Source organism: Pelagibacterium lentulum, assembly GCF_003992625.1.
Classification (GTDB): Bacteria; Pseudomonadota; Alphaproteobacteria; order Rhizobiales; family Devosiaceae; genus Pelagibacterium; species Pelagibacterium lentulum.
The window spans coordinates 136,517-142,993 of record NZ_RZMW01000003.1 but is presented as its reverse complement, the minus strand read 5'-3'; the positions used below and the strand labels follow the sequence as shown (position 1 = coordinate 142,993).

The following is a 6,477-nucleotide window of genomic DNA, read 5'->3' as shown; positions in this document are numbered from 1 at the left end:
CCCTGGCTGAGATAGGCCTGCTTGGCCTTTTGCTGTGTCTTTTGCACTGCCTTGGCACCAGCAGCGGGAGCGGCGGGCTTGGCTTCAGGCTTTTTGGACACCAGCCCATTGGCTGCCGTCTTTGCCTTGGCCTGCAGCGCGTGGATATCGTGCTTGCCGGCAAGCTTGAAGATATCGACAATGCCATCGAGCGTGGACGCCTGCTCTTCGGTCTGGGCAATCGCAGCATTGGTTTGTTCAACCAGCGCCGCATTGTGCTGGGTCATTTCGTCCATCTGCTGGACCGCAACATTGACCTCTTCGATTGCCGATGCCTGAGCCTGGCTCTGCTTGGCGATCTCTTCCATCAGCAGGGTATTGGCACGGGCGGTTTCAACCATGACGCCAAGTTTATCGGCAACCTGGGCCACCAGTTTGGAGCCCCCATCCACTTCATTGGCGCTCTGCTCGATCAGCGCCTTGACCTCCGAGGAGGCTTCCGCTGCCGATTGGGCAAGACGGCGCACTTCAACCGCGACAACCGCAAACCCCTTGCCAGCTTCCCCGGCCCGCGCCGCTTCAACCGAAGCGTTCAGCGCCAAAAGATTGGTCTGGAACGCGATGTCATCGATCATCTTGATGATGTCGGAGACCTTGGCCGAAGACGTTGTGATCCGCTCCATGGCCAGCGTGGCTTCGCCCATCACCTGCCCGCCCTCTTCGGCGGCATTGGTAACGGTCAATGCTGTCGCGCTGGCTTCCTGGGCCCGCTTGGCATTTTCCAGAACCGTTGTGGCAAGCTGTTCCATGGCGCCAGAGGTTTCCTCAATCGTTGCCGCCTGACGGGTCGTGCGTTCGGACAGATCGTTGGCGCCCGAAAGGATTTCCTCGGTTGCGATCTTGAGCGCCCGCGAGGTCGTGCGCAACTGACCCACAATATCGGACAATTTGTCGGCCACCGCATTGGTATCGTCCCGAAGCTGGGCAAAGGCGCCCTCATATTCGCCTTCGACACGGCGCGTCAGATCGGTCTGGGCCAGCGCCCCAAGCACCGAAACGGTTTCGCCAAGGCCCCGGTCGACAGTCTCGACAAGCGTATTGACCCCTTGCGCCAACCCGTTGAGTTCGGCATCGGCAAATTGTGCATCCACCCGATGGCTGAAATCGCCCTTGGCCGCCGCATCGACAACCGCGCCAAAGGCCGACTGCAACTCGCCCATCATCTTGCGCCGCGCTTGTTCGTCCGCAATGATCCGGGCCGCTTCCGCCTCGGTCATCTCGGCAACCTTGAGCCCGTTCTGGCGGAAAACTTCCACCGCCCGCGCCATATCCCCAACCTCGTTGGAATTGGCGGTATAGGGAACCTCAACGTCGAACCTGTTCTGCGCAATGTCATCCATCACACGAGAAAGCTTCGGGATCGGACGCGAAACCAAACGCGCGGCAAGAACCGAAATCCCGCCCACAGCCAAAATGGCGATCGCGCCCACGATCAACAGCAGATTCATCGAATTGGTAACGACTGCGGTGATCGCATCCTGTTCGACGCCGACATAAAGCGCACCGAGAACGTCCTGACCCGAAAGATAGGAAATGGGCTGATAGACCGAGTAGTAATGAATGCCATTCAGCTCGGTCGGCACATAGACCGCTTCACCGGCGCTGAGTCGCTCAAAGACTGGCGAAGCCTGATCGATTACCGGATGCACGATGGCGTTGCCTTCGGCATCGCGTATCGAAGTCGAAACCTGCTCAAAGGCGCCGGTTCCACTGTTCCAGGTAAAGATCGCAGCGGTTTCACCGGTCACGCGCGCGATCGATTCAACCACGTCGTCATTGTAAAAGCGCGGCATCACCCATGTGCCGATTGTTTCAATTCGGCCTTCTTCGGTCCAGTCGACCTGAATACCCCCCATCCCGCGCAAGATTGTTGCTGCGGTACGAATATTGGCGTTCTGCGTGGCTTCAGCCACGGCTGCAGAATTGGCAGTCAGTGAAATATAAACCGCAAGAACAACAGCCCCAACCGAGAGAATGACTGCGGAAACAACCATTGCCGCGATTGCGACGGTCAGCTTGATACGTCCTAGAAATGTTCCGGTAAACCCTTGCATTTGCCTGCTCCTTCTAGACAGGGAGATGCACCCCCCAGGGCGAATATGGATTGGACCCTACGCAAATTAGATTAAGCGATGGTTTCCGCAGCAACCGGGAGCCCCGCGTCGGCGCACCCATCATGCGTCCTTGTCAAAAAACCGCCGGGCGGGAACGGGCCCCGTCCGGCACAAGTCGTGCTTTTCCAGTCAGCGCAAGCGGCTACCCTCAGGCTGCAGCGCTTGCATGGACGTAACTGGTCTCGGCTTCATTGCCGTCGATCCTGAAGATCTCGACAATCGAATCGAGCCGGTTGGCCTGTTCCTCGGTCTGTTCGATGGCTGCATTGGTTTCTTCCACCAGCGCGGCATTGTGCTGGGTCATCTCGTCCATCTGACGCACCGCGACATTGACCTCTTCAATGGCCGAAGCCTGTTCGCGGCTTTCCCGCGCAATCTCTTCCATGTAGCGGGTATTGGACCGGGCCGCTTCAAGCATGGCCGAAAGCTTTTCGGACGCCTGGGCGACCAGGCGCGAGCCCTGATCGACTTCACTCGAGGATTGCTCGATCAGCGCCTTGACTTCCGAGGAGGCCTCGGCAGCCGATTGGGCGAGGCGGCGCACTTCAACTGCGACAACCGCAAAGCCCTTGCCCGCTTCCCCAGCCCGCGCCGCTTCAACCGAAGCGTTGAGCGCCAGAAGATTGGTCTGGAAGGCGATATCGTCGATCATTCCGATAATATCGGACACCTTGGCTGAAGACGTGGTGATGCGCTCCATGGCCGAATTGGCATCGCTCATCACCTGACCGCCCTCTTCGGCAGAAGTGGTTACCGTCATTGCCGTTGCGCTGGCGTCCTGCGCCCGCTTGGCATTTTCCATGACCGTGGTTGCCAATTGCTCCATGGCCGCTGAGGTTTCCTCAATCGTTGCCGCCTGCTTGGTGGTGCGCTCGGACAGATCGTTGGCACCCGAAAGGATTTCGCTCGTGGCGACCTTGACCGCGCGCGAGGTGCTCCGAAGCTTGGTCACCACGTCGGTCAACGTATCGGCCACCCGGTTCATGTCGGTCTTGAGATTCAGGAAGGCGCCGCGGTGATTGCCGATCATACGGCGGGTAAGGTCCGTATGGGCCAGAGAGCCAAGAACTTCACCCGCTTCGGCCAGCCCCGTATCGACGCTTTCGAGCAGCGAGTTGAAGTTGGACGCAATCCGGGTGATGTCCTCATCGGCAAAATGATTGTCGATGCGCTTGGAAAAATCGCCTTCGATCGCTGCGGCAACGGCGTGATCGAACTCGGCCTGGAAATCTTCCATCATCTTGGCGCGTTCGGCCGTCTGCATGGCCCGCGCCTTTTCCTCATCGCTCATGGCGCGAACCATGATCGCGTTTTCCTTAAAGACCTGCAGCGTCCCGGCCATGGCGCCGATTTCATCGGTACGCCCGACATAGGGAACTTCGACTTCAAGATCGTCCCCGGCCAGCGATTGCATCGTATCGGTCAGCCGGCCAATGGGGCGCGCAAGCTGGGTTGTGCCAATATAGGCGGCAACACCGACGCCTGCCGTAAGGCCAAACAGCACGGTGGCGCCAATAATCATTAAAGTGCGGGCACTAAAGGCCTCGGATTCCTCCGCCATCTGGTGCATGAGCAAGGTATCGCGCTCTACGACAGTATCGATTTCAGCCTGATATTGCCGGCGGTTGGTGCGATTATCGATATTGTTACCCTGCTCATTGGCAAGGGCAGGATCGACGTCGCGGCCCAGCCGTGCCGTTTCGGTGCGGAACTCCCTGAACTCGGCAGCGCGCACTACGACCTGATCGAAATCGGCCAGTCCTTCGGCATCGACAAGTGGCCGCCAGTCGTCTAGCAGGGCATCAATCCGATCAAGGTAGCTCATGATGCCGTTGGCGAATGGTGTGGCTTCCTCGGTCGTATTGGAGGCATAAATGCCGCGCGAATCCATGACCACGGCAGTCACCAACCTGTTGAGGTGCTCGCCCATATAAATGCGGTCCGAGAGGTTCTCGAGCCTCTGCATCCGATCATTGTATTCAATGGCCACATAAGCGGCCATACCGCCAATAATCATTGCGACTAGGCCCATCAGCCCGACAATGGAAAAAATCTTGCCTCGAATTTTCATTACCCTGTAACCCCCAGCACCTTCTGTGCCCAATAAGCCCATCTGAGAACCGTCCCGGCCGATCCGGCACAGCGCATTCTGCCGCGCGGCCTGATGAAAGCCGCGCATTTGCCTTCCATGGTGAGCCATGGCTTGGCCGATCAATATTGCTGTGATCTCAAATGCCCGAACGGGCGGCCCTGGATCGTCAGCTCGTCTTGCGTCCCTGATGGTTAAATTACGACAGGGGGCATTAAGAGAGAGTGAACCAAAACGCAAGGAATCCGGGACTTTTAGTCAAGTTTGACTTCCCCATAGCACAACAGGCGACCCGAGGGCCGCCTGTCTCAGCATAAATAACTGGATGTATTCAGCCTTGCAGTTTAATGCCCTGTACCGCTCGTCCCGGCCGCTTCAAGAAGCAGGTTCTTCCAGGTATCAAGCTCCTGTTGCGCCACGCTTTTTGCCTCGAGGCCTTCGGCGGCCGCGAGCTTTTGCTGGGCAACGGCGATCTTGGCTTCGATGTCGCTGCGACCAAACTCGGCGGCAGGCTTGGATTCTTCGGCCAGAATGGTCAGCCCGGCATTTGAAATGTCGGCAAAACCACCCGCAACAAAGAAACGCTGCACCGCCCCGCTTGTCTCGGTAACCGTGACAAAGCCAGGCTTGAGCACCGTCATGAGCGGCGCGTGGTCGCCCATGACCGTCAGATAGCCCTCGGCACCCGGCACGATCACCGACCGCGCATGAGTGCTCAAAACGAGATACTCGGGCGAAACAATATCGATTTTGACGCCTTCGGCCATAATCGGACCTATCCCTTACGCGGCTTCTGCAGCCAGCTTCTGTGCCTTCTTGACGGCGTCGTCGATGGTGCCGACCATGTAGAATGCCTGTTCTGGCAGATGATCGTACTCGCCAGCCACAAGGCCCTTGAACGCCTTGATGGTGTCTTCGAGTTCGACATAGATGCCGGGCGAACCCGTGAACTGCTCGGCCACGTGGAACGGCTGGCTCATGAAGCGTTCGATCTTGCGGGCGCGGGCAACGGTGAGCTTGTCCTCTTCGGAAAGCTCGTCCATCCCGAGAATGGCGATGATGTCCTGGAGCGACTTGTAGCGCTGCAGGATTTCCTGAACGTCACGGGCGGTGCGGTAATGCTCTTCACCAACAATGTTGGGATCAAGCATGCGGGAATTGGAATCGAGCGGATCGACGGCAGGGTAAATGCCCTTTTCCGAAATCGCGCGGTTGAGCGAAGTTGTCGCGTCAAGGTGCGCGAAGGTCGAGGCCGGTGCAGGATCGGTAAAATCGTCAGCAGGAACATAAACGGCCTGCACCGAAGTGATCGAGCCCTTGTTGGTCGTGGTGATGCGTTCCTGGAGCGCACCCATGTCGGTGCCCAGTGTCGGCTGGTAGCCCACCGCCGACGGAATGCGGCCCAGAAGCGCCGACACTTCCGAACCGGCCTGGGTGAAGCGGAAGATGTTGTCGACAAAGAACAGAACGTCCTGACCCTTGTCACGGAAATCTTCGGCAATCGAAAGACCGGTCAGCGCAACGCGCGAACGGGCCCCCGGAGGCTCGTTCATCTGGCCAAAGACCAGTGCGCATTTGGAACCCTCGGTCGAACCATTGTTCTCCTTGGGGTCCACGTTCACGCCCGATTCGATCATTTCGTAGTAAAGATCGTTACCTTCACGCGTCCGCTCGCCAACACCGGCAAAAACCGAATAACCACCATGGGCCTTGGCCACGTTGTTGATCAATTCCTGGATCAGAACGGTTTTGCCCACGCCAGCACCACCAAACAGGCCGATCTTGCCGCCACGCGCATAGGGCGCGAGCAGATCGATGACCTTGATGCCGGTGACGAGAATTTCGGCCTGGGTGGCCTGATCCACAAACGCTGGCGCGTCCTGGTGAATTTCGCGACGGCCGGGGGTGTTGACCGGACCGGCCTCATCGATGGGCTCACCGATGACGTTCATGATGCGCCCGAGCGTCTCAACGCCGACGGGAACCGAGATCGCGCCGCCCAGATCGCGCACTTCAACGCCGCGTGCAAGACCTTCGGTGGTGTCCATTGCAATGGTCCGCACCGCGTTCTCGCCCAGATGCTGGGCCACTTCAAGAACAAGGCGGTTGCCATTGTTGTCGGTTTCGAGCGCGTTCAGAATCTGGGGCAGGTGACCGTCAAACGTGACGTCCACAACAGCGCCCATGACCTGGGAGACGCGGCCGATTTTGCTCTCTGCCATTGGTCTTTCCTTT

General features: G+C 58.5%; 4 protein-coding genes. All 4 read right to left on the bottom strand.

The annotated features are described in order from the left end of the window. Window positions 1–2,093 (bottom strand): methyl-accepting chemotaxis protein (locus EO133_RS00940; RefSeq protein ID WP_248297979.1); only part of this gene is annotated, 2,093 nt, incomplete at its 3' end. 208 nt (window positions 2,094–2,301) lie between these two features. Beyond that, window positions 2,302–4,332, bottom strand: a complete 2,031-nt coding sequence (locus EO133_RS00935; RefSeq protein ID WP_244640550.1) for a methyl-accepting chemotaxis protein — start codon at window positions 4,330–4,332, stop codon at window positions 2,302–2,304. A gap of 254 nt (window positions 4,333–4,586) precedes the next feature. Next, the gene (locus EO133_RS00930; RefSeq protein WP_127070714.1) at window positions 4,587–5,009 is read right to left on the bottom strand and encodes a F0F1 ATP synthase subunit epsilon; all 423 of its coding nucleotides are present in this window, start codon (window positions 5,007–5,009) and stop codon (window positions 4,587–4,589) included. 15 nt (window positions 5,010–5,024) lie between these two features. Next, on the bottom strand, window positions 5,025–6,464 hold the full coding sequence (atpD, locus tag EO133_RS00925) for a F0F1 ATP synthase subunit beta (protein ID WP_127070713.1): 1,440 nt from the start codon (window positions 6,462–6,464) through the stop codon (window positions 5,025–5,027). Window positions 6,465–6,477: the final 13 nt, after the last annotated feature.

Coding starts and splice junctions, on each gene's coding strand:
- EO133_RS00935 (WP_244640550.1), bottom strand. CDS start 4,332: ATGCGCGGCTTTCATCAGGCCGCGCGGCAGAATGCGCTGTGCCGGATC.
- EO133_RS00930 (WP_127070714.1), bottom strand. CDS start 5,009: ATGGCCGAAGGCGTCAAAATCGATATTGTTTCGCCCGAGTATCTCGTT.
- atpD (WP_127070713.1), bottom strand. CDS start 6,464: ATGGCAGAGAGCAAAATCGGCCGCGTCTCCCAGGTCATGGGCGCTGTT.